Genomic DNA, 20,484 nt, shown 5'->3' on the forward strand with positions numbered 1-20,484 from the left:
TGCCAATCGGACGAAATCGCCGGGGACATTGATTCAACTGGATTTTCCGGAAGAGCCCAGGAGCAGGCCAGGCAGCGCAGCGCCGAAAGGCGAGGCAAAGAGGCAGGGCATCTGACCAATTCTTGTGCAACGCACAAAACAAGGCAATGACGTTTCAAGCGCGGGAGGCGTCAGGCGCGGATGGGAAAGCTTGCAACATAGCCGGCAATGTCCTGCGGGGTGAATTCGACCCCGTCATAGAAGCGCTGCGGCGGTTCTGCCTGGCCCGGAAGCGCGTCAGCGCCCGGCACTACGGTCTTCGGCACGGCCGCGGCGAAGAGATCGGGCCGGTAGGTTTCGCGGGCAATCGCCTCGCGCCGCGGATCGTGCTCCACCTGCCCCCAGCGCAGCATCTGACTGTAGAACCACAGCGCGTGATCGGTGGAGGGCTGCAGGGCGCCCGGCGCCGTGAAGGAGAGGAAATCGGGCATCGACAGCACCGTATCACGCGACAGGGCGACACGTCCGCCCAGCGCCGGCCGACACCATTCGGCCGGACAATCGAGATAGTCCGGCCCGCTCAAAAGCGCCGCAAGGTCCGCATGATTGGCCGCGTCCCCGCACCAGACCGCAGCCTTCGCCAGCGCCCGGATGAGCGTCGCCAGCGTTGCGCCGTTGGCCTGCGCCCACTTGCGGGTCACGCCCAGCACCTTTTCCGGACTGCCCGGCCAGATCGCTGCCTTGGTGGTGACGATCCGTCCGGTTCCTGCAAGAGCGGCGGCCGTGTTCCACGGTTCGCCCACGCAATAACCGTCGAGCCGGTCGGCCTTCAGCGCGTCCGCCATCAATGACGGCGGCAGCACGGTGATTTCCACGTCACGATCCGGATGGATGCCCGAGGCGGCCAGCCAGTAGCGCAACTCGTAGGCGTGACCGGAAAAGGGATGGACCACGCCGAAACGCAGGCGCGCCGCATCCGCCGGCCTTGCGGTGATCGCCCGGGCCAGCGCCCGTCCGGCCGACGCCGGATCGCCGTCCGCCGCCGCACCGGCCTGCTCCATTGCATGCCAGAGCCCCGTCGACACCGTGATTGCGTTGCCCCCGAGCCCCAGCGTCATCGGTGCCAGCATCGGCACGGCAAGCGAGGTGATGTTCAGCGAGGCGGCGATCGGCATCGGCGCCAGCATGTGGGCGACGTCGAAATGGCCGATGGCGATGCGGTCGCGGATATTCGCCCACGAGGTCTCCCGCACGAGCCGCAGATCGACGCCCTCTTCCGCGGCAAAGCCCCGTTCGGCGGCCGCGACCAGCAGCGCGCTGTCGAGAAGCGGAATGAAGCCGGCAGTCACCGTGTCGCCATCGGATCGGTTCATCGCGTGTCCTACGTCTCCAGAAGTCCGCTTGAAATGACCAGCCCTTCGGCCACCTCGATGATCCGTCGCCCCTGGTTCATCGCCGCCTTGCGCAGGAGGCGGTAAGCCTCGTCCTCGCTCACCCCCCGGTTGCGCATCAGGATGCCCTTGGCCCGCTCGATGGTCTTGCGGTCGGCAAGTTCCGTGCGCGCCTCCTCCAGCTCCTGGGACAGCCGGCTGAACGCCTTGAACCGGCTGATCGCCATGTCGAGGATCGGCTTCACCCGCTCCCGCTTGAGCCCGTCGACCACATAGGCGGAAACGCCCGCGTCGACCGCTGCCTCGATCACGCCGCTTTCGGACCGGTCGACGAACATGGCGATCGGCCGGCGCACCGCGCGCGACACCTGGAACATGTGCTCGAGCTGGTCGCGATTGGGGTTTTCCAGATCGATGACGATGACATCCGGGTCGATCTCGGTGATCCGCCGCACAAGGCCGTCCATGTTGTCGACGACGATCACCCGCTCATGGCCGGCATCGCGCAGGCCCTGCTCGATGATGGACGAGCGGATCCTGTTTGCATCGATCACAAGAATGGAAAGCGGGTCGCGCATGCCCATATTATGCGCATGCCGTAAATTTGTTCAATCACACTTTTGCTGCGGCGCAGCGCAAGCCGGTGGAAAACGTCGCGTCAGTCGCCGATCGGCTTCGGACCGACATCCTTGGACAGCGGCATCAGCGAGGTTCGGATGCGGCGAAGATACTCCTTCACCCGCTCCGGACGCTTGCGGGCAGCGCCGGCGGCAAGAACGTCGACAATCGCCGTAAAGGCCAGCCGCGACGCGCTCGGCTTGAAGATGTCCTGGTCTTCCGGCAGGTCGACGCCGATGGTGATGTCCGTCGCCAGAGCCAGATCCGAACCCGCCTTGGTCAGGCTCAGCGTCTGGGCTCCGTATTGCCGGGCGATCGCCACGCTGTCGAGCAGCTCCGCCGGCGAGCCGCTGGCCGAGACCGCGAAGACCACGTCGCCCCGCTCCAGTGTCGAGGCAAGCATGCGCTGCAGGTAGCCGTCCGAATGCGCTTCCGCCGGGATACCGAGGCGGAAGAAGCGGTTCGCGCCCTCCCGCGCCACATTCGCCGAACCGCCACCGACGCCGAAGAAGATGATGCGCCTTGCCCCGGCAAGCAGGTCGATGGCGGCCTGTATCGCCGCGCTGTCGAGCTGTCCGCGCGCCGTGTTGAGCGTGTCGACCAGCGCCCCGAAAACCTGTGCGACGAGCTGGTCGGAGACCGAGCTGTCATTGCCCGGTCCGCCGAGATATTGCAGCGACACGGCGACGCTTTGTGCGAAGCGGATCTTGAAGTCCTTGAACCCGTCGCAGCCGAGCGTCTGGCAGAAGCGGTTGACGGTGGCATCCGAAACCCCTGCCCCGGCCGCGATCTCGCTCTGCCGCTGGTAGGCGATGGTTTCCAGGTTGGCGAGCACATAATCCGCCACCCGCTGCTCGCGCTTGGCGAATGCCCCGTCCAGCCGCCGCAACTGCGCAATGATGTCGATGACCTTGGTCACGGCCTCCCCGCCCTCCTGCCGCGCGCCGGAGCGACGCGCGTCGGGTGCAAGGTTATTCGGGTTTGTAGGCGATGACATCCATCTCGACCTTGGCATCCACCATCAACGGCGACTGGACCGTCGAGCGGGCGGGGGGATTGTCGATGAAATGCCGCTCGAACACGGCGTTGAAGCTGGAAAAATCCCGCGCATCGTCGAGCCATACATTGACCTTGACGACATGCTCCAGCCCGCAACCGGCCAGCGCCAGAACGGACTTGATGTTCTCCACCACCTTTTCCGTCTGCGCGACGATGCCGCCGGTGATGATCTCGCCGCCCTCTGCCGGCACCTGGCCGGAGACATAGACGAAGTCTCCGGCACGCACCGCCTTCGCGAAAGGGCGCTTCTGTCCGCCCGCCGCCAGATCGGCCGTATCATAGCGAGTAATGCCAAGGGTCATGCTGCGTCTCCATTCGATATGAAAATTTCTTTCATTACATACCGCAGTTTAGCAGATTTTCCAAATTCCCATTTGACAGTTTTCGCAATTTATGAAAATTTTTTACATAACGAGCAGCCGCCCACAGAGCCGGCGATCGTTGGATGACCCGCCGCGCCCCGACATGTCGGACGATGGCGGATCATCCGGCCCGACACCACAGGAGCCGCCAGAGGTCCCTTGCACCGGAGGAGTGAAATGTTTCGAAAGAATCGTTGGAAAACGGTACTCGCCGCCGCCCTTGCGACGTCGATGGCCAGCACGGCCTTTGCCGCCGGCACGCTGCGCTACGCCACGATCGGCGAGCCGCCCAGCCTTGACCAGCACGTGATCACCTCGGATCTCGCGACCACCATCGCCCATCACATGTTCGAGGGGCTCTACACGTTCGATGCCAGCAACGCGCCCGTGCCGCTGCTTGCCGAGAGCGACCGCATCGAGGATGACGGCAAGACCATCGTCATCACCCTGCGCAAGGACGTCACCTTCCACAATGGCGAGGACATGACCTCGGCCGATGTCGTCGCCTCGCTGCAGCGCTGGGGCGAGCACGGCTCGCGTGGCAGCCTTCTGTTCGCCAATGTCGAGAGCGTCGAGGCGACCGGCGACCTTGAAGTCACCCTCCGCCTGAAGGAGCCCTTCGGTCCCTGGAAGAACCTGATGGCCTTCATCAATGGCGGCCCGGCGATCTATCCGGCCTCCGTCGTTTCAGGCGCCGGCAAGGAGCCCATCGCGCCCGAACAGTATATCGGCACCGGCCCCTATCGCTTCGGCGAATGGTAGCCGAACCGCCATGTCGAGCTTGTCCGCTTCGACGACTACGATTCGCCCGAAGGCGGGCCGAACGGCTATGGCGGCGCCCGCAAGGCCGAGTTCGACGCCCTGCGCTTCATCCCGGTTCCCGATGTCGGCACCCGCGTCAGCGGCCTGCAGGCCGGCGACTACGACTACGCGGAAAACATCCCCGGCGATCTCTTCGCCGATCTCGACGCAAATCCGGACGTCAAGACGATCCTCAATGGCGGCCCGATCTTCGGCCTCGTCTTCCTCAATTCCAAGGACGGTCCGCTGAAGGAGAACTTCGCCCTTCGCCGCGCCATCCAGACAGCATTGAACAAGACGCCGGCCCTTCAGGTCGCCATCGGCCCGGAAAAGCTGTGGCGCGCCAACGGCTCGTTCCAGCCGGAAGGCAATGTCTGGTACACCGATGCAGGCACGGACAAGTTCAGCAAGGGCGACGCGGCCGCGGCCAAGTCGCTGGCGGCCGAGGCCGGCTACAATGGCGAGCCGATCAAGTTCATGGTCTCGACCAACTACGCCTTCCACTACGACATGGCGATCGTCTACACCAAGCAGCTCGCCCAGGCCGGTTTCAACATCGACCTGCAGGTCTATGACTGGGCGACGCTCATCAAGAAGCGCGCCGAACCGGACCAGTGGGACCTGTTCTTCACCCACCACGGCTTCGTTCCCGACCCGATCCTGATCTCGGTCATGAACGACAACTATCCCGGTTGGTGGACAACTCCGGAGAAGGCGGAGCTCAAGGCGAAGTTCACCGCCTCCTCCGATCCGGCCGAGCGCCAGAAGCTCTGGTCCGAGATCCAGGCCCTGATCTACGAGCAGGTCCCGACAATGAAGACGGGCGACATCTACACCTACAACATCGCCTCGCCCCGTCTTGAAGGCCTCGGGGAAGCGACCCTGATCTGGCCGCACTTCTGGAACGTCTCCAAGTAAGAGGCTTCCTCCCGGTCCCCTCCGGTCTTTGCGAAAAACCGTCCGTCGGACGACACTCATGCAAGGGCCGGGGGCGGACTTGGCCGCCCCCCGACACATCGCGGAAAGATACGCTCATGCTCGGATATGCGACGCGGAGACTGTTGGCGCTCGTGCCGACGCTGCTGGCCGCCTCCCTGCTCGTCTTCCTCTTCGTTCACCTGATCCCCGGCGATCCGGCAGCGGTATTGCTCGGCGACAGTGCCACGCCGGAGGAAATCGACGCGCTGACCCGCGAAATGGGTCTCGACCAGCCGCTCTATCAACAATACCTGCTATGGCTCGGCAACGTGCTGCAGGGCGATTTCGGCACCTCGATCTTCTTTCGCACGCCGGTGACCAGCGTGATTGCAGATGGCGCCGAAACCTCGGTCCTGCTGGCGGTCATGACGATGGTCTGGATCGTGCTCCTGGGCGTGCCGATCGGTGTCGCAGCGGCGACGAACCACGGCACCTGGATCGACCAGGTCACCTCCGGCGGCGCCATGTTGTTCGCCTCCGTCCCGACCTTCTGGCTCGGCCTCTACCTGATCCTGATCTTTTCCGTGACGCTCGGCTGGCTTCCTTCGTCCGGGTTCCCCTCGGTTTCCGACGAGGGCGGCCTTGCCAACCTGCGCTACCTGCTGTTGCCGAGCTTCACGCTCGCCGCGCCGAACGCGGCGCTGATCATCCGCCTGGTGCGCGCCTCCATGCTCGACGTGCAGCGCGAGGACCATGTCCGCACCGCCCGCGCAAAGGGCCTCGCGCCCTGGAAGGTCGCGACAAAGCATGTCTTCCGCAACGCGCTGATCGCCGTGGCCGCCGCCTTCGGCTTCACCTTCGCAGCCCTCGTCTCGGAGGCGGTGGTCACCGAAACCGTCTTCTCGCTGCCCGGCATCGGCCGCCTTGTCGTCCAGTCGATCCTGCGGCGCGACTATCCCGTCATCCAGGGCGTCATCCTGATCATCGTGGTGCTCTACATGGTCATCAACCTGCTGGTCGATCTCGCCTATGCCTGGCTCGATCCGAGAGTGTCGCTGAAATGACCCGCCTCTCCGCCCCTCGCGCACCTGCCCCTTCAACCCTGACGCAAGGAGGTTCGGCATGACCGCGCTCGCCGTCACGGGACGCATCTTCCGGGGCCGCCCGCTGGCCGGTCTCGGCCTCGCCTGGCTCTGCCTCGTCGTCCTCGCCGCCATCTTCGCGCCGCTGATCGTCCCCTACGATCCGCTCGAGATCGACCCGGTCGTGCGCCTCACCCCGCCCGGGGCGGAACACCTGTTCGGCACCGACCATTTCGGCCGCGACACCTTCTCGCGCAGCATCTACGGCGCGCGCATGGCGATCGTCATCGGCATCGGCTCCGTCCTCGTGGCGCTTGTCGCCGGCGGGCTCACCGGCATGTTGTCGGCCTATTTCACCCGGCTCGGCAGCGTCCTGATGCGCGTTGTCGACGTGCTGATGGCCTTCCCCGCGCTGCTGCTCGCCCTCGTTCTGATGACGCTTCTGGAGCGCAGTGTCGTCAACACGGTGATCGTCATCGGCATCGTCTACGCCACGACCACCGCCCGCATCCTGTTCGGCATGACACTGAAGCTGAAGGGAGAGGTCTTCGTCGACGCCGCCACCTGTTCGGGCGCCGGCAATGCCAGCATCCTGTTCCGCCACATCCTGCCCAACCTGGTCTCGCCGCTGCTCGTCCAGGCGAGCTTCATCTTCGCCTTCGCCCAGCTCCAGGCCGCCGCTCTCGACTTTCTCGGCCTCGGCCTGCCTCCGGAAGTGCCGAGCTGGGGCAACATGCTGTCGGAATCGCGCATCTACGTCACACGTGCCTCCTGGCTGCTGCTCTTCCCCGGTGCGCTGATCATTCTCTCGGTCTTTTCCATGAACCTCGTCGGCGACGCGCTGCGCGACAGCATCGACCCGCGCTTCAAGAACGACATCAAGGGGGTCTGAGGCGATGGCAAACAGGTCTGAAAGACTGCTCGACATGCGCGGCCTGACGCTGGCCGTCGCCACCGGCGAGGGACTGCTGACGGTGGTCGAGGATCTCTCGCTGACGCTCGATGCGGGCGAGACGCTCGGCATCGTCGGAGAGAGCGGCTGCGGCAAGAGCCTCACCTCGCTCGCCATCATGGGGCTGCTGGAGGGCACGCCGGTGCGCGTGCTGGCCGGAGAAATCCTGTTCCAGGGGCGCGACCTCCTGCGCCTTCCGGCGCGCGAACGCAGGGCGATCATGGGCAACGAGATGTCGATGATCTTCCAGGAGCCGATGACCTCGCTCAATCCGGTCTACCGGATCGGCGACCAGATCGTCGAGACGATCCGCGAACACAGGAAGATATCGAAGTCCGCCGCACGCCAGCGGGCACTGGAACTGCTCACCATGGTCCGCATTCCCGATCCCGCCGGTCGCCTCGACAGCTACCCGCACCAGCTCTCGGGCGGTCAGCGCCAGCGCGTGATGATCGCCATGGCGCTCGCCGGATCGCCGCGCCTTCTGATCGCCGACGAGCCGACAACGGCGCTCGATGTCACCGTCCAGGCACAGATCCTCAAGCTCATCGTCGACCTTCAGGCGGAGACCGGCATGGGGGTCATGCTGATCTCGCACGACCTCGGCGTCATCGCGGAGACCTGCGACCGCATCGCCGTCATGTATCGCGGCCGCGTCGTGGAAAGTGCCGCCTCCGCCGAACTGTTCAGCGCCATGCGTCACCCCTATACGCGCGGCCTTCTCGATTCGATCCCCGAGGCCGACGAGGACGTCGACCGGCTCACCGCCATTCCCGGCCGCGTACCGATGCTGGACGAAGCGCTTGCCGGCTGCGCCTTCCATCCGCGCTGCACACGCGCCGGCAAGGGCTGCGACGAGGTCGTGCCGGGCCTCGATATGATCGCGCCCTCCCACCTCGTTCGCTGTCACTATCCACTGGAGCAGGACGCATGAGCGACACCGCGACACCCCTTCTTCGGGTCCGGGACCTGAAGACCCATTTCCCCCTGCGCAAGGCCGGACTGTTCGGTGGCAAGGCCCGCGTTCTGAAGGCCGTTGACGGGGTCTCCTTCGATCTCGCGAAAGGCGAGGTGCTCGGCATTGTCGGCGAAAGCGGCTGCGGCAAGTCGACGGTCGGCCGCACCCTGACGAGGCTGGAGCCGGCGACTTCCGGCGAGGCGCTGCTTGACGGCAGGGACATCCTGCCCCTGTCGCCCTCGGCCTTCCGGCCGCTACGCCGCGACATCCAGATGATCTTCCAGGATCCCTTCGCCTCGCTCAACCCGCGCCTCACCATCGAGCAGACCCTGGCAGAGCCCGTGCGCATCCACGGACTGGCGAAGGGACGCGAAGCGATCCGCGCCCGCATCGCCGACACGCTCGCCAAGGTCGGCCTGGATCCCAAGGTGATGCACCGCCACCCGCACGAGTTCTCCGGCGGTCAGCGCCAGCGCATCGGCATCGCCAGGGTGATGATCGTCGAGCCGCGCCTCGTCATCGCCGACGAGGCGGTTTCCGCCCTCGATGTCTCGATCCAGGCGCAGGTGCTCAACCTGATCAAGGACTTGCAGCGCGAAAGCGGCATCTCGATGCTGTTCATCTCGCATGATCTCGGCGTCGTCCGGCACATTTCCGACCGGGTCGCGGTCATGTATCTCGGCCGCATCGTCGAGACGGCGCCCAAGGCCCTGCTGTTCAACCGGCCCGCGCATCCCTATACGCGCCTGCTGCTTGCCTCCATCCCGCGCATCCGCCCCGGACGCCAGCCTGTCGCCGATCTCGGCGAGCCGGGCAATGCCGCCGCGCCGCCTCCCGGTTGCGCCTTCCATCCCCGCTGCCCCTTCGCCACCGATGTCTGCCGCACCACCCGGCCGGAAATCGCGGATATGGGCGAGGGACAATCCACCGCCTGCCACCATGCCGGCCAGCTTCTCGGGGAGGCCGCCTGATGGCCGTGCCTAAACGTGTCTTCGTCGGATCGCTTGCGACCGAGACCAACACCTTCTCGCCGCTTCGCACCGACCTGCAGGACTTCAAGGACAGCTTCTATGCTCCTCCCGGAGCGCATCCGCCGACCCCGACGCTCTGCAGCGCCGTCTTCCCGGTCGCGCGCGAACGCGCCCGCCAGTACGACTGGCAGGTGATCGAGGGCACCGCCACCTGGGCCGAGCCCGGCGGCATCGTCAACGGCCGCACCTGGGAGTTCCTGAGGGACCAGATGTTCGAGGAAGTGCGCGCGGCCATGCCGCTCGACATTGTCCTGCTCGGCCTGCACGGCGCCATGGTGGCGGAAAACTGCCTCGACTGCGAAGGCGAGATCATCGAAGGCGTCCGCCGCATTGTCGGCCCCGACGCCATCATCGGCGTCACCTTCGATCCGCACAGCCATCTCAGCGCGAAACGCACCGACAATGCCGACATCATTGTCGTCTTCAAGGAGTTCCCGCATACCGATTTCGTCATCGCGGCGGAAAGCCTCGTCGATCTTGCCCATCGCACCTCGACCGGAGAGGTCCGCCCGCGCATCTCGGTCTTCGACTGCCGCATGATCGAGGTGCTGCCGACCAGTCGCGAGCCAATGCGCGGTTTCGTCGACCGGATGAAGGCGCTGGAGGGGCATGACGGCATTCTCTCCGTCTCCGCCATTCACGGCTTCATGGCCTCGGACGTGCCCGATCTCGGGTCCCGCATCGTCGTCGTCACCGATGACGATGCGTCTGCCGGAGACCGGCTGGCAGAGCGCCTCGGCATGGAGCTCTACTCCTTCCGCGGTCGCACGCGGCCGGAGTTTCTGACCCCCGCGGCGGCCCTTGATGCCGCAGCGAAGCTCACCGCCGGGCGAGGCGGCGCCCCCGTCGTCATCGCCGATGTGTGGGACAATCCGGGCGGCGGCGTGCCCGGCGATTCCACCATTGTCCTGCGCGAGATGATGGCACGCGGCGTCACCGACGCCGCGCTTGCCTCGATCTGGGATCCGATTGCCGTGCGCACCTGCATTTCCGCCGGCGAGGGCGCGCGGCTGCCATTGCGCTTCGGCGGCAAGATGTCGGCGGCCGCCGGCGAGCCGATCGATGCCGAGGTATTGGTGGAAAGGGTCGTGCGCGACGCGGTGCAGAGCTTCGGCACCAGCGTCGTGCCGCTCGGCGATTCCGTCACCATCCGCGTCGCCGGCATTTCCGTGGTGCTCAACACGGTGCGCTCGCAGATCTTCAGCCCCGATGCCTTTTCCAACATGGGGATCGATCCGCTTTCACGGAAAATCCTGGTTGTGAAGTCGACCAATCACTTCCACGATGCCTTCTCGCGGATCGCCTCGCACATCCTCTACGCGGCTGTCGACGGACCCTATCCAAGCGATCCGGCGAAAAACGAGTACCGCAACCTCACCCGCGCCATCTGGCCGCGCGTCGAGGATCCGCATGCGAACGACACCGGACAGGAACGCCTCCATGTGCGCTGAAGCGCCCGAAAGCCTCATCGCCGAAACGCCCGCAATCGTCATCGACGAGGCGGTCGTCCGGCGCAACATCGCCCGCTTCCAGGCCCATCTGGACAGCCATGGCGTCAAGTCGCGCCCGCATATCAAGACGCACAAGCTGCCCCGTTTCGCCAGGGCACAGGTCGAGGCCGGCGCGAAAGGCATCACCTGCCAGAAGATCGGCGAGGCCGAGGTGATGGCCGATGCCGGGCTCGACGACATCCTCATCACCTTCAACATTCTCGGCCCCGCCAAGCTTGCCCGGCTGAAAGCGCTGGCCGCCCGCCTCTCCCGTCTCGCCGTCGTCGCCGACAGCGCGGTCACGATCGAAGGGCTCGCAGCCGCCTTCGCCGACGGGCCCGCAAAGCTTCATGTGATGGTCGAATGCGACACCGGGGCAGGCCGCTGCGGCGTGCAGACGCCGGAAGAAGCCGCCGCGCTGGCCGCGCGGATCGACACAGCGCCGGGCCTTTCCTTCGCCGGACTGATGACCTATCCGGCTCCCGGAGGCGCGGCCGATGTGGAGCGTTTCATGGGTGAGGCGCTGGCCGCTCTTGCCGGGCGCGGCATCGCCTGCCCGGAGATCTCGTCGGGCGGCTCGCCCGACATGTGGGCCTCCGGCGCGCCGGGCGGCGAAAAGAGCCTCGTCACCGAGTACCGGGCGGGCACCTATATCTACAACGACCGTTCGCTGGTGGAACGCGGTGCCTGCGCGCTCGAGGATTGTGCCCTCGTCGTCGAGGCGACCGTGGTCAGCCTGCCGACCCCGACCCGCGCCATCGTCGATGCCGGGTCAAAGGCCGTGTCCTCGGATCTTCTCGGCCTGACCGGCCACGGCACCGTCATCGGCCATCCGCAAGCCAGGATCGTCGCGCTCAGCGAGGAACACGGCACCATGGAGGTGCCTGCCGGCAGCCTCGCGGTCGGCCAGCGCGTCCATATCGTGCCGAACCATGTCTGCGTGGTGTCCAACCTCTTCGACAGCGCCTTTCTGAAGAGGGCGGACGGCACGATCGAGGAGATCGCCATCGCAGCGCGCGGCCGCGTGACCTGAGCCGCTTTCTCGCGAAAGCCGAAAAGAACGCCGTTCAGCGCTCGCGCATGGCATGGGCGATCTGGTCGCCGAGCGGCTTGACCAGATAGGAGAGCACGGTGCGTTCCTGGGTCTCGACAAAGACCTCCACCGGCATGCCGGGCAGCAGGGCCTTGCCGTCGAGCTTGGCAAGCTCGCCCTCGTCGATGGTCAGACGGGCGGTGTAATAGTCCGTGCCCGTGCGTTCGTCCCGGCTGAGGTCCGGCGCGATGCTTGCCAGATGCGCCCTGACCTCCGGCGTCACCCGCTGGTCGAAGCTCGGAAAGCGGACCCGCGCCGTCTGCCCGGCGCCGATCTGGTCGATGCTGACCGGCGGGATCCTGGCCTCGACGACAAGCTGGTCGGTCTGCGGGACGACGCGCATCACCGTTTCGCCGGGCGCCACCACGCCGCCGATCGTGTGCACGGCGAGCTGGTGCACGAAGCCGCCGCGCGGCGCGCGGATCTCGATGCGGCTGAGCTGGTCCTCGGCGGCGATCTTCTGCTCCTCCAGCTGGGCGATGCGGGCACGCACCTCCTGGAGTTCCTGCAGGACCTCGGCCCGGCGCTCGTCGTCCAGCTGCAGCACCTGGATGCGCCGCTCGCTCATCGCCTCGCGCGCCTGCGCGATCTGCGCCACATAGCCGCCGCGCTCGCCGATCAGCCGCGCCCGGTCGCGCCGCAGGGCGGTTACCCGGTTGCGGGAGATCAGCTTCTTGGCGAGCAGGTCTTCAAGGTCACGCAACTCATCCTCGATCAGCCGGATCTCGTCGCTCTTGCCGTCGCGCTGCGCGGCGAAGCCCTCGATCTGGCGCTCGAACTGGACGATCTGCTCGCCCAGCTGCTGCTTGCGGCCGGCAAGCGCGCTGCGCCGTGCCTCGAACAGCGCCTGCTGGCTCTCCTCGATGTCCGCCCGGCCCGGTCCCTCATACCCGCCGCTCGAGAAGTCCACTGCCTCCTCGCCCGTCTGCTCGGCGACGAGCCGGGCCTGACGTGCGCCGAGTTCGACAAGCTGGCGGGTGATCACCGCCAGGTTTGCCCGCGTCACCGTGTCGTCGAGGCGCACCAGGAGGTCGCCGGCGGCCACCCTGTCGCCGTCGCGCACGAGCACTTCCTTGACGATGCCTCCCTCGCGGTGCTGCACGTCCTTGACGTTGCTTTCCACGACCACCGTGCCGCTGGCCACCACCGCGCCGGAAATCTCCGTCAGGGCCGCCCAGGCCCCGACGCCGCCGACAAGCAGGAAGGCAAGGGCCAGCGCCATCAGGAGATGCCGGCGAATGCTGCGCGTGAGGGCGCGGTCGCTGGTCGCCTCGGATCCCGTTTCGCCGCTTGCCATCTCAGGCAGCCCCCTGCTGCCGCGCCGGCGCGATGATCTTCTTCATGACTTCGGCCTTCGGTCCCAGCGTCACCACGCGTCCTTCCTGCAGCAGCAGGATCGTGTCGACAGCGGCAATCGCGCTTGGCCGGTGGGCGATGACGATGACGATCGAGCCCTTCTGGCGCAGGGCCGCGACCGCCTGGGTAAGCGCCGCCTCGCCCTCGGCGTCCAGATTGGAATTCGGCTCGTCGAGCACCACCAGGAAGGGATTGCGATAGAGCGCCCGGGCAAGCGCGATGCGCTGGCGCTGGCCGCCCGACAGGGTCAGGCCCGCACCGCCGATCTGCATGTTGTAACCGTCCGGCAACCCGACGATCATGTCATGCACCTGGGCGAGCTTCGCCGCCTCGATCACGTCCTCGTCGCGGGCCTGCGTGTCGAAACGAGCGATGTTTTCCGCGATCGTGCCCTCGAACAGCTGGATGTCCTGCGGCAGGTAGCCGATGAAGCGGGCGATACGCTCGTCCGGCCACTGGGAGAGCTCGGCCCCGTCCAGCCGGACCGCCCCGCGCATCGCCGGCACGACGCCGACAATGGCGCGCGCCAGCGTCGACTTGCCCGAGCCCGACGGGCCGATGATGCCCAGCCCGTCGCCGGCATTGAGGGCAAAGCTGACCCCGTGCACAAGCGGTTCACGCAGGCCCACCGGCGCGCAGAACACCTGTTCCAGCTTCAGGCTCTTCTCCGGCAGCGGCAGGGTCAGGCGCGGCTCCGCCAGCGTCTCGTCGCCAAGCGTCTGGCGCAGGCGGGCAAGGCCCTGCCGCGCCGTGACGAAACCGCGCCAGTGGCCAACGGCCTGCTCGACGGGCGCCAGCGCCCGCGAGGTCAGGATCGAGGCGGCGATCATGACGCCCGGCGTGATCTCCTGGCCGATCGCGAGCCAGGCGCCGACACCGAGAATTGTCGATTGCAGCAGGAAGCGGAACGCCTTGATGGTCGAGCCGAAGAGCGTCATCCGGTCGGTCGCGATACGTTGCTTGACCAGGAAGCGGTCGTTCGCCTCCTCCCAGCGCGACTGCAGCGCCTCTCCCATGCCCATGGCACGCACCGCCTCGGCGTTGCGGCGGCCCGTCTCCACATGGGCGGACCTGAGCGCGCCCTCGCGCGCCGCCTCGGCCGCCGGCCCGCGCGAAAAGGCCTCGTTCAGGGCAATCAGCGCGCAGATCACCAGCGCACCGGCAACCGCCACATAGCCGAGCACGGGATGGAACAGGTAGACGATCGCCAGATAGACCGGCATCCAGGGCAGGTCGAAGATCGCCGACGGTCCGGCGCCCGACAGGAAATGGCGCAGCGCGTCGAGATCCTGGACCGGACGCACCACCTCGCCGCGCTGGCCGAGCACGAGCGGCAACCGGTTCGACACCCGGTAGGCAATGGCCGAGAGCCTTGCATCGACCCTTTGCCCGAGACGGGAGAGAATGCGTCCGCGCAGCATTTCGAGCAGGCCGAAGAAGACGAACAGCACCGCCGTCAGTCCGCCGAGCACCACCAGGGTCGGCACGGACCCGCTCGCCAGCACCCGGTCGTAAACCTGCAACATGAACAGCGGGCCGGTCAGCATCAGCAGGTTGATCAGCAGGCTGAGGCCGCCGGTACCTGCAAGCGCCGCCCTCAGGGAGCGCAGTGCCTCGGACACCACCGAACCGTGTCCTGCGCCCGCTTTGTCGACCATTGCCATTGCCCGCAATAAGAAACCTTCGGAAAGTGCTGCAATCTGACCTCATTTGGCACGTCTGTCCACAGCACAGGCCGTGATGGCGTCGCTCACACTTCGTCCGGGTCGAAATACTCCGAATGTGCGGCCCGGATCTCCTCGATGATCCCGGCGATGCGCCCCAGATGGGCCCGCATGCGTGTGATCGCGGCCTCCTCGTCGCCCGATCGCAGCGCATCGAAAATCTCGATGTGGTCGTCCAGCGCCAGTTGCGCTCCGTTTTGCAGGGACAGGTAGCGCACCCGGTCCATATGCGCCTTGTGATCGCGGATCAGCGCCCAGACATGACCGTGGCCGGCGATCTCGCAAATCCTGCTGTGAAAGGCATCGTCGAACGCATGGAAACCGGAGCGGTCGCCGCGCTCGACTGCCTTCTTTTGCTTCCCCAGCAGCACCTCGAGATCCGCGATGTCGGAGGCTGCCATGTTCGCCATCGCCGCGCGCACCGTCTCCAGTTCCAGCGCCGTGCGGATGAAGCGCGCACGATGCACCGCCTCGATGGAGATCGGGGTCACCACGGTCGCACGCTGCGGCCGGATGGAGACGAAGCCCTGCTGCGACAGGCGGTAAAAGGCATCGCGCACCGGTTGCCGGCTGACACCCATGCGCTTGGCGACCTCCGCCTCCGACAGTTTGGTGCCGGGCAGAAGCTCAAGGTCGACGACCCGGTTGTAGAGCTCGGCAAAGACGAGATCGGTCACCGACGGCACACGCGACATGTCGAGCGCCCGAAGCTTGATCTGTTCCGTCATACGCCTGTCTCTCCCTCTGGCGCAGTCCCGTCTTGCAAGGCGGGCCCGCCGGTGTTCCGCCGCGCCCTCGGCGCTGAACCCCGGGGGAACGTGTGCGGGAGCAGCGCCTTCCCGCCTTCTGCGGACGCCTCGTCCTACAGACTGGCCGCCGGTTTGACAATTCGTCGTAGCCGGCCGGGAGGGCGTTGACTCAACTTGCAGACTAACATATTAGATTACTAGTCTGATAACCACCTCAAAAGAAGGGGGCATCAGCAAACCCTTCCGGGAGGACTGGAATGCCGATACTGGACGACGACCGGCTGTTTCCGGCGGATGAGCGGACGCGCGGCCTTGCCCGCGCGCTTCACCGCTCGATCCGCGACCTGCCGATCGTCAGTCCCCACGGCCACACGGATCCGGCCTGGTTCGCGCTGAACGAGCCCTTTCCCGATCCGGCCAGTCTCTTCGTCGTGCCCGACCACTACGTCTTCCGCATGCTGTGCTCGCAAGGGATCGCCCTGACCGATCTCGGCGTGCCGCGCATCGACGGCGGCGACACCGAGCAGGACCCGCGCAGGATCTGGCGCCTCTTCGCCGGGAACTTCCACCTGTTTCGCGGCACGCCCTCGGCCATGTGGATCAATCACGCCTTCCAGGATGTCTTCGGCATCGGGGAGCCCCTGTCGGCGGCAACGGCCGATGCCACCTACGACCAGATTGCCGACTGTCTCGCCCGGCCCGACTTCCGCCCGCGCGCGCTGTTCGAGCGTTTCAACATCGAGGTCATCGCCACGACGGAATCGGCCCTCGATCCGCTGGACCATCATCGCGCCATCCGCGATGGCGACTGGACCGGCCGGGTCGTCACCGCCTATCGTCCGGACGCCGTCATCGATCCGCAGTTCGAAGGGTTTGCCGACAATGTCGCCCGTCTGGGCGAACTGACCGGCGAGGACGCGACCGGCTGGGCCGGCTATCTCGCCGCCCACCGGATACGGCGCGGGTTCTTCAAGGCCCACGGCGCCACCTCGACCGATCACGGCGTGCCGAACGCCCGCACCGAGAACCTGTCGCAGCCCGCCGCCGCCGCGCTTTTCGACAAGGCACTTGCCGGTCGCTGCGACGCGGAGGAGGCAGACCGCTTCCGCGCTCACATGCTGACGGAGATGGCCCGCATGAGCCTCGACGACGGGCTTGTCATGCAGATCCATCCCGGCGCTTTCCGCAACCATTCGGACCGGATCATGGCCCGTCACGGCCGCGACAAGGGCTTCGACATCCCCACCCGCACCGACTATGTGCACGCGCTGAAGCCGCTGCTCGACGCGGTCGGTCTGGAACCCGGCCTCACCATCATCCTCTTCACGCTGGACGAGACCTCCTACGCCCGCGAACTGGCGCCGCTTGCCGGCGTCTATCCCGCGCTGCGCCTCGGTCCGCCCTGGTGGTTCCACGACAGCCCGGAAGGGATGCGTCGTTTCCGCGAGATGGCGACGGAGACCGCCGGTTTCTACAACACGGTCGGCTTCAACGACGACACCCGCGCCTTCTGTTCCATCCCCGCCCGCCATGACGTGGCGCGGCGGGTCGATGCCGCTTTCCTCGCCGACCTCGTCGTCTCCGGACGGCTTGGCGAAAGCGAGGCATACGAGGTCGCCCGCGACCTCGCCTATACCCTGGTCAAGGCCGCCTACAAGCTCTGACCCGGTTGTCACTGCTCAAGGGAGGAACGAGCATGAAGCATTGGAAGAACCTGACGGCAGCGGTTGCGCTGCTTGCCGCATCCGCGCTGTCCGCGCAGGCCGCCGACACGGTGCTGCGGTCGTCCGACACTCATCCCGACGGCTACCCGACGGTGGAGGCCGTCAAGCACATGGGCAAGCTGCTCGAGGAGCGCACCAACGGCCGCCTCGGGATCGAGGTGTTCCACTCCGCCCAGCTCGGACAGGAGAAGGACACGATCGAGCAGACGCAGTTCGGCGTCATCGACATGAACCGCGTCTCGCTCGGCCCGTTCAACAACATCATCGAGGAGACCCAGATCCCCTCGCTGCCCTACATCTTCCGCTCGGTCGAGCACATGCACAAGGTCATGGACGGCCCCGTCGGCGAGGAGATCCTTGCCGCCTTTGCCGATCACGACCTGATCGGCCTCGCCTTCTATGACGGCGGCTCGCGCTCCTTCTACAACAGCCAGAAGCCGATCACCTCCATGGACGATCTCTCCGGCATGAAGTTCCGCGTCATGCAGTCGGACCTCTTCGTCGACATGGTCAGCGCGCTCGGCGCCAACGCCACGCCGATGCCCTATGGCGAGGTCTATTCCTCGATCCAGACCGGCGTCATCGACGGTGCCGAGAACAACTGGCCCTCCTTCGAGAGCTCCGGCCATTTCGAGGTCGCCAAGTACTACACGCTCGACCAGCACCTGATCGTTCCGGAAGTCCTGGTGATGTCGAAGAAGTCCTGGGAAAAGCTCTCGGCCGAGGACCAGGCGATCGTCCGCCAGGCGGCCAAGGACTCCGTCCCCCACATGCGCAAGCTGTGGGCCGAGCGCGAGGCAGCGTCCGAGGCCAAGGTCCGCGAGGCCGGCGTCGAGATCATCACCGATATCGACAAGACGCCGTTCATCGAGGCAATGAAGCCGGTCTACGAGAAATACGTGACCTCCGACAAGCTGAAGGACATGGTCGCGCGCATTCAGGCGACGGAATAACCTGTTTGTGAGCAAGGGCCCGCGGCGGAGCCACCGCCGCGGGTCGTTTCACGCCGGGAGGACGGGATCTTGCAGGACACACTGAAGGGCATTGCCCGAACCACCGCCGTCATGGCCCGGATCGCCCTCTGGCTTTCGGGCACCGGGCTGGTGCTGATGACCGCCTTCATCGCCGTGCAGGTGTTCTTCCGCTACGTGCTCAACGACAGCCAGTCATGGACCGAGCCCGCCTCGGTGATGATCATGGGCTGGTTCATCTTTCTCGGCGCCGCCGTCGGCATTCGCGAGGGCTATCACCTGTCCTTCGATGTGCTGCTCTACGTCCTGCCCGACCGCGTCAAGCTGATCCTGCATTCGGTCTCGGACGCGGTCGTCGTCGCCTTCGGCTGCGGCATGATCTGGTTCGGGGCGCAACTCGCCGAGAAGACCGCCGCCAACAAGCTGCCCTCGCTCGGCATTTCCGGCGCCTTCGACTTCCTACCCCTCGTCGCCGGCGGCGTGCTCGTCGTGCTCTTCTCGCTGGAGCGCCTGGCGCGCCGGGCCGCCGGCCTGCCGACCGCCCGCTTCGGCGAAACCGAACTGGAGGATTGACCCCGATGGAGCTCTGGATCCTCTTCGGAACCTTCACTTTCCTGTTGTTGATCGGCACGCCTGTCGCCTTCTGCCTCGGCGTCGCCTCCTTCGCCACCATCCTGTCCCTGGGACTGCCTCCTGTCGTCGTCTTCCAGCGGTTGAACTCGGGCGTCTCGGTCTTCGCCCTGATGGCGATCCCCTTCTTCATCTTCGCCGGCGAGCTGATGGTGCGCGGCGACATCGCCCGCCGCCTGGTGGCGCTGGCGGGCGCGCTTGTCGGTCACCTGCGCGGCGGCCTCGGCCAGGTCAACATCACCGCCTCGGTCCTTTTCGGCGGCATTTCAGGATCTGCAGCCGCCGACGCATCAGCCATCGGCGGGTTGATGATCCCGCAGATGAAGGAGCGCGGCTACGACGTCGACTACGGCGTCAACGTCACCGTCGTCTCCTCGATCATCGCCCTGATGCTGCCGCCCTCGCACAACATGATCATCTACTCGATCTCCGCCGGCGGACGCATCTCCATCGCAGACCTGTTCACCGCCGGCATCATTCCGGGCCTGCTGCTCGCCCTCGCGCTGATGGTCGCGGCCTGGTACGTGGCCAGGAAGCGCGGCTATCCGATCGACAGGTTCCAGGGCTGGGGCGCCATCGGCTATCTCTTCGTCAACGCCATCCCCGGCATCCTCCTGATCGCCATCATCTTCGGCGGCGTCCGCTCCGGCGTCTTCACAGCCTCGGAAAGCTCCTGCATCGCCGTCGTCTACGCGCTCTTCGTCACGGCGATCGCCTATCGCACGATGAGCTGGACCGGCTTCGTCGCCGCCACCACGGCCGCCGTGCGCACCACCGCCATGGTGCTGCTCGTCATCGGCTGCGCCGCCGCCTTCGGCTGGCTGCTCGCCTATCTGAGGGTGCCGGCAACCCTCGTCGCCTTCATGCAGGACGTCTCGCAAAACCCGATCATGGTGCTGCTCCTGATCAACGTGCTGTTGCTGCTGCTTGGCACCTTCATGGACATGAGCCCGCTGATCGTCATCACCACGCCGATCTTCCTGCCCGTCGCCCAGGCCTTCGGCGTCGACCCCGTCCATTTCGGCGTCATCCTGATCCTCAACCTCGGCATCGGCCTGTGCACGCCGCCGGTCGGCGCAGTGCTCTTCGTCGGCTGCGCCGTCGGCCGCATCACCGTCTGGCAGGCCGTGCGCACCATCTGGCCGTTCTACTTCGCCGCCGTCGGCACGCTGCTGCTCGTCACCTATGTGCCGGGCCTGTCGCTGTGGCTGCCGGCCCTGTTCCGCTGATCCCCGGAGTATCGACCATGCAACCCCTTCAGACCTTTCCCGCCTTTTCCCCCGACAAGGGCGTCACTCGCCGGGTCCTTTCCGACAGCCCGCAACTGATGGTCGTCGCCTTCGACTTCGAAGCCGGCGCCGAAGGCAAACTGCACAACCATCCGCACATCCAGTCGACCTATGTCGAAAGCGGCCGGTTCGTCTTCTCGCTGGACGGCAACGAGTTCGAGGTCGGTCCCGGCGACAGTTTCGTCATCCCTTCCGACGCGGTGCATGGCTGCCGCTGTCTGGAAGGCGGCCGTCTGATCGACGGCTTCACCCCCCGTCGCGACGATTTTCTCTGATCGCCCGCATCCCTGTTTCGTGGCCCGCGCAT

The 20,484-nt window shown here is 66.2% G+C and carries 18 protein-coding genes and 1 pseudogene; 12 read left to right on the forward strand and 7 right to left on the reverse strand.

Going from position 1 to position 20,484, the window contains the following annotated elements:
* Positions 1-170: 170 nt before the first annotated feature.
* The 4 genes from ACN0T5_RS13005 to ACN0T5_RS13020 all read right to left on the reverse strand — a co-directional run bounded on the left by ACN0T5_RS13005 (position 171) and on the right by ACN0T5_RS13020 (position 3,349).
* The gene (locus tag ACN0T5_RS13005) at positions 171-1,352 is read right to left on the reverse strand and encodes a CmpA/NrtA family ABC transporter substrate-binding protein (protein WP_417769029.1); all 1,182 of its coding nucleotides are present in this window, start codon (positions 1,350-1,352) and stop codon (positions 171-173) included.
* 8 nt (positions 1,353-1,360) lie between these two features.
* Positions 1,361-1,948 (reverse strand): ANTAR domain-containing response regulator, encoded by a 588-nt coding sequence (locus ACN0T5_RS13010; protein WP_417769030.1) that lies wholly within the window; start codon positions 1,946-1,948, stop codon positions 1,361-1,363.
* Between the two features lie 80 nt (positions 1,949-2,028).
* Positions 2,029-2,907, reverse strand: a complete 879-nt coding sequence (locus ACN0T5_RS13015) for a MurR/RpiR family transcriptional regulator (protein WP_417769031.1) — start codon at positions 2,905-2,907, stop codon at positions 2,029-2,031.
* Between the two features lie 52 nt (positions 2,908-2,959).
* The gene (locus ACN0T5_RS13020; protein WP_417769032.1) at positions 2,960-3,349 is read right to left on the reverse strand and encodes a RidA family protein; all 390 of its coding nucleotides are present in this window, start codon (positions 3,347-3,349) and stop codon (positions 2,960-2,962) included.
* A 405-nt stretch (positions 3,350-3,754) separates the two neighbouring features.
* Here ACN0T5_RS13020 and ACN0T5_RS13025 point away from each other — a divergent pair.
* From ACN0T5_RS13025 to ACN0T5_RS13055, 7 genes and pseudogenes are all read left to right on the forward strand, one after another.
* Positions 3,755-5,128: pseudogene (locus ACN0T5_RS13025) on the forward strand (ABC transporter substrate-binding protein).
* A 116-nt stretch (positions 5,129-5,244) separates the two neighbouring features.
* Positions 5,245-6,192: an ABC transporter permease gene (locus tag ACN0T5_RS13030; protein ID WP_417769033.1), complete on the forward strand. Its 948-nt coding sequence runs from the start codon at positions 5,245-5,247 to the stop codon at positions 6,190-6,192.
* A gap of 58 nt (positions 6,193-6,250) precedes the next feature.
* Positions 6,251-7,102 (forward strand): ABC transporter permease, encoded by an 852-nt coding sequence (locus ACN0T5_RS13035; RefSeq protein ID WP_417769034.1) that lies wholly within the window; start codon positions 6,251-6,253, stop codon positions 7,100-7,102.
* A gap of 4 nt (positions 7,103-7,106) precedes the next feature.
* Positions 7,107-8,096, forward strand: coding sequence for an ABC transporter ATP-binding protein (locus tag ACN0T5_RS13040; RefSeq protein ID WP_417769035.1), 990 nt, complete (start codon positions 7,107-7,109; stop codon positions 8,094-8,096).
* Positions 8,093-9,091 carry an ABC transporter ATP-binding protein gene (locus ACN0T5_RS13045; protein ID WP_417769036.1) on the forward strand — a complete coding sequence of 333 codons (999 nt, stop codon included), beginning with the start codon at positions 8,093-8,095 and terminating at the stop codon, positions 9,089-9,091. Before ACN0T5_RS13040 ends, ACN0T5_RS13045 begins: the two co-directional genes overlap by 4 nt.
* The gene (locus tag ACN0T5_RS13050; protein WP_417769037.1) at positions 9,091-10,602 is read left to right on the forward strand and encodes a M81 family metallopeptidase; all 1,512 of its coding nucleotides are present in this window, start codon (positions 9,091-9,093) and stop codon (positions 10,600-10,602) included. Before ACN0T5_RS13045 ends, ACN0T5_RS13050 begins: the two co-directional genes overlap by 1 nt.
* The gene (locus ACN0T5_RS13055; protein ID WP_417769038.1) at positions 10,592-11,674 is read left to right on the forward strand and encodes a D-TA family PLP-dependent enzyme; all 1,083 of its coding nucleotides are present in this window, start codon (positions 10,592-10,594) and stop codon (positions 11,672-11,674) included. Before ACN0T5_RS13050 ends, ACN0T5_RS13055 begins: the two co-directional genes overlap by 11 nt.
* A gap of 34 nt (positions 11,675-11,708) precedes the next feature.
* On the opposite strand, the gene ACN0T5_RS13060 is transcribed toward ACN0T5_RS13055, so the two are convergent.
* The 3 genes from ACN0T5_RS13060 to ACN0T5_RS13070 form a co-directional block, all read right to left on the reverse strand.
* Entirely contained in the window at positions 11,709-13,031 is a 1,323-nt protein-coding gene (locus ACN0T5_RS13060; protein WP_417769039.1) for an HlyD family type I secretion periplasmic adaptor subunit, read from the reverse strand.
* Position 13,032: 1 nt separating this feature from the next.
* Positions 13,033-14,748, reverse strand: coding sequence for a type I secretion system permease/ATPase (locus tag ACN0T5_RS13065; RefSeq protein WP_417769040.1), 1,716 nt, complete (start codon positions 14,746-14,748; stop codon positions 13,033-13,035).
* 92 nt (positions 14,749-14,840) lie between these two features.
* On the reverse strand, positions 14,841-15,542 hold the full coding sequence (locus ACN0T5_RS13070; protein ID WP_417769041.1) for a GntR family transcriptional regulator: 702 nt from the start codon (positions 15,540-15,542) through the stop codon (positions 14,841-14,843).
* A 278-nt stretch (positions 15,543-15,820) separates the two neighbouring features.
* Here ACN0T5_RS13070 and uxaC point away from each other — a divergent pair, with 278 nt between their 5' ends.
* From uxaC to ACN0T5_RS13095, 5 genes are all read left to right on the forward strand, one after another.
* Positions 15,821-17,227: a glucuronate isomerase gene (gene uxaC / locus ACN0T5_RS13075; RefSeq protein WP_417769042.1), complete on the forward strand. Its 1,407-nt coding sequence runs from the start codon at positions 15,821-15,823 to the stop codon at positions 17,225-17,227.
* A gap of 32 nt (positions 17,228-17,259) precedes the next feature.
* The gene (locus tag ACN0T5_RS13080; RefSeq protein WP_417769043.1) at positions 17,260-18,240 is read left to right on the forward strand and encodes a TRAP transporter substrate-binding protein; all 981 of its coding nucleotides are present in this window, start codon (positions 17,260-17,262) and stop codon (positions 18,238-18,240) included.
* Positions 18,241-18,351: 111 nt separating this feature from the next.
* A complete protein-coding gene (locus ACN0T5_RS13085; protein ID WP_417769057.1) occupies positions 18,352-18,831 on the forward strand; it encodes a TRAP transporter small permease in 480 nt (159 codons plus the stop codon).
* Positions 18,832-18,836: 5 nt separating this feature from the next.
* Complete coding sequence (locus tag ACN0T5_RS13090; protein ID WP_417769044.1) at positions 18,837-20,117, forward strand: TRAP transporter large permease; 1,281 nt, start codon at positions 18,837-18,839, stop codon at positions 20,115-20,117.
* Positions 20,118-20,134: 17 nt separating this feature from the next.
* Positions 20,135-20,452 carry a cupin domain-containing protein gene (locus ACN0T5_RS13095; protein ID WP_417769045.1) on the forward strand — a complete coding sequence of 106 codons (318 nt, stop codon included), beginning with the start codon at positions 20,135-20,137 and terminating at the stop codon, positions 20,450-20,452.
* Positions 20,453-20,484 lie beyond the last annotated feature (32 nt).

Origin of the sequence: Stappia sp., from assembly GCF_048261845.1 — a bacterium.
Taxonomy (GTDB): domain Bacteria; phylum Pseudomonadota; class Alphaproteobacteria; order Rhizobiales; family Stappiaceae; genus Stappia.

Coding starts and splice junctions, on each gene's coding strand:
- ACN0T5_RS13005 (WP_417769029.1), bottom strand. CDS start 1,352: ATGAACCGATCCGATGGCGACACGGTGACTGCCGGCTTCATTCCGCTT.
- ACN0T5_RS13010 (WP_417769030.1), bottom strand. CDS start 1,948: ATGCGCGACCCGCTTTCCATTCTTGTGATCGATGCAAACAGGATCCGC.
- ACN0T5_RS13020 (WP_417769032.1), bottom strand. CDS start 3,349: ATGACCCTTGGCATTACTCGCTATGATACGGCCGATCTGGCGGCGGGC.
- ACN0T5_RS13030 (WP_417769033.1), top strand. CDS start 5,245: ATGCTCGGATATGCGACGCGGAGACTGTTGGCGCTCGTGCCGACGCTG.
- ACN0T5_RS13035 (WP_417769034.1), top strand. CDS start 6,251: ATGACCGCGCTCGCCGTCACGGGACGCATCTTCCGGGGCCGCCCGCTG.
- ACN0T5_RS13040 (WP_417769035.1), top strand. CDS start 7,107: ATGGCAAACAGGTCTGAAAGACTGCTCGACATGCGCGGCCTGACGCTG.
- ACN0T5_RS13045 (WP_417769036.1), top strand. CDS start 8,093: ATGAGCGACACCGCGACACCCCTTCTTCGGGTCCGGGACCTGAAGACC.
- ACN0T5_RS13050 (WP_417769037.1), top strand. CDS start 9,091: ATGGCCGTGCCTAAACGTGTCTTCGTCGGATCGCTTGCGACCGAGACC.
- ACN0T5_RS13055 (WP_417769038.1), top strand. CDS start 10,592: ATGTGCGCTGAAGCGCCCGAAAGCCTCATCGCCGAAACGCCCGCAATC.
- ACN0T5_RS13060 (WP_417769039.1), bottom strand. CDS start 13,031: ATGGCAAGCGGCGAAACGGGATCCGAGGCGACCAGCGACCGCGCCCTC.
- ACN0T5_RS13065 (WP_417769040.1), bottom strand. CDS start 14,748: ATGGTCGACAAAGCGGGCGCAGGACACGGTTCGGTGGTGTCCGAGGCA.
- ACN0T5_RS13070 (WP_417769041.1), bottom strand. CDS start 15,542: ATGACGGAACAGATCAAGCTTCGGGCGCTCGACATGTCGCGTGTGCCG.
- uxaC (WP_417769042.1), top strand. CDS start 15,821: ATGCCGATACTGGACGACGACCGGCTGTTTCCGGCGGATGAGCGGACG.
- ACN0T5_RS13080 (WP_417769043.1), top strand. CDS start 17,260: ATGAAGCATTGGAAGAACCTGACGGCAGCGGTTGCGCTGCTTGCCGCA.
- ACN0T5_RS13085 (WP_417769057.1), top strand. CDS start 18,352: ATGGCCCGGATCGCCCTCTGGCTTTCGGGCACCGGGCTGGTGCTGATG.
- ACN0T5_RS13090 (WP_417769044.1), top strand. CDS start 18,837: ATGGAGCTCTGGATCCTCTTCGGAACCTTCACTTTCCTGTTGTTGATC.
- ACN0T5_RS13095 (WP_417769045.1), top strand. CDS start 20,135: ATGCAACCCCTTCAGACCTTTCCCGCCTTTTCCCCCGACAAGGGCGTC.